This window comes from Streptomyces sp. NPDC059900, assembly GCF_050270335.1.
Classification (GTDB): domain Bacteria; phylum Actinomycetota; class Actinomycetes; order Streptomycetales; family Streptomycetaceae; genus Streptomyces.
Genome location: NZ_JBNNJZ010001001.1, coordinates 1 through 1,763 on the forward strand (window position 1 = coordinate 1; position 1,763 = coordinate 1,763).

The window sequence follows — 1,763 nt, forward strand, 5'->3', positions numbered from 1 at the left end:
AAGAGACAGCTCCGTGCTCTATGCCGACGATGTGCCGGTCGCCGCGCACTTCGGGATGCGCTCCGAGCGGGTCATCGCCCAGTGGTTCCCGGCCTACGACCCTGCGTACGCCAAGTACTCGCCCGGCCTGATCATGCATCTGCGCATGGCCGAGGCGGCCGCCGCCGACGGCATCGCCTATCTCGACCTCGGCCGGGGCCAGAAGCAGTACAAGGACTCCCTCAAGACACGCGAACTCACCGTGTCCGAGGGGTGGGTGGCTCTGCGCCATCCGGCAGCGATCGGGCACCGGGCGCGACGCGCTCCGGTCAGGGCGCTGCGCAACACGGTCCTGGCGCGGCCGGAATTCTTTGAACCGGCCGACAAGCTGCTCAAACAGGTGGGAAAAATTCGATCAAGAAAGAAGGAATAGAGATCGCCAAGTAGGAACAAGGCGCTCCATATGTGCCCACCAAGACAGGCCAAATCATAAAAAACGTGAGGCTACGTTCCAGGCCTTGCCATACGGTCTCAATCATCAATACCGTCGTACATCCACCCGCATCGGTCCATCACGCAATGCGATCTAGGGGAGGGCTCAAGGTCGCGGTGGTTCCGGCGCGGGGCGCGGTAGGGGGGTGCCGTGCTCGGTTACCGCATATTGCCGAGTCACGTCCCGCGCGATGCCAGCCCACTTTGGCATGCACGGAGATCCATTTCGTCATGCGCAAGTGAGAACCCCCCTTTCGAACCGGATACACAGCCGGACCGCCCGGGGGTGGGCGGTCCACCGGACGAGAGGGACCAGACTCATGAGTTCTGTTGTGCGCCCGGCCGCCGAGCCGGACCGGAGTCCGTTAGACAAGTCGGCACTGTCCGTCAACTACAAACCTATTTCCACGCACCTGGCGATCGCACCGCCGGTGAGCGTCGTGATTCCCGCGATGAACGAGGCGGAGAATCTTCCCTACGTCTTCAAGACACTGCCCGACTGGATCCATGAGGTCGTGCTCGTGGACGGCAATTCCACCGACGACACGGTCGCCGTCGCACGCGAGCTGTGGCCGGACGTGAAGGTCGTCCGACAGCTCGGCAAGGGCAAGGGCGATGCCCTGATCACCGGATTCGAGGCCTGCACCGGCGACATCATCGTGATGGTCGACGCGGACGGCTCGGCCGACGGGCACGAGATCGTCAGCTATGTCTCCGCCCTCGTCTCGGGCGCGGACTTCGCCAAGGGCTCCCGGTTCGCCAACGGCGGGGCCACGGACGACATGACGCCCATCCGCAAGCTCGGCAACCACGTCCTGTGCTCCGTCGTGAACGCCAAGTTCGGCGCCCGCTACACCGACCTGTGCTACGGCTACAACGCCTTCTGGCGGCACTGCCTGGACAAGATAGAGCTCGACTGCACGGGCTTCGAGGTCGAGACCCTGATGAACATCCGGGTCGTCAAGGCCGGGCTCAAGGTGCAGGAGATCCCCAGCCACGAGTACCTGCGCATCCACGGCGTCAGCAATCTCAGCGCCGTGCGCGACGGTCTGCGGGTCCTGAAGGTGATCCTCACGGAGCGCTCGAACCGCCGTGACCGGCGGCGCCGCACCCGTGGCGTTCCCTTCCGCACGCGACAGGGAGAGGTGTCTTGAGCGCTCCCGACCGGCACGGGGGAAACCCGGCGGCGAGTATCTCGGTCGTCGTCTGCGTCTACACCGAGGACCGCTGGGAGGACATCCTCGCGGCGGTCGCCTCGGTGCGGGCGCAGTCCCTCGCGGCCCTGGAGACGC

2 protein-coding genes and 1 pseudogene are annotated in these 1,763 nt (G+C 65.1%); all 3 read left to right on the forward strand.

Going from position 1 to position 1,763, the window contains the following annotated elements; genetic code table 11:
* The coding region (locus ACQKIP_RS46620) for a GNAT family N-acetyltransferase (RefSeq protein ID WP_427745781.1) at positions 1-412 on the forward strand (412 nt) is incomplete at its 5' end.
* A gap of 379 nt (positions 413-791) precedes the next feature.
* Positions 792-1,625: a glycosyltransferase family 2 protein gene (locus ACQKIP_RS46625; RefSeq protein ID WP_365859954.1), complete on the forward strand. Its 834-nt coding sequence runs from the start codon at positions 792-794 to the stop codon at positions 1,623-1,625.
* A 38-nt stretch (positions 1,626-1,663) separates the two neighbouring features.
* Positions 1,664-1,763, forward strand: a pseudogene (locus ACQKIP_RS46630) (glycosyltransferase family 2 protein); the annotation flags it as partial.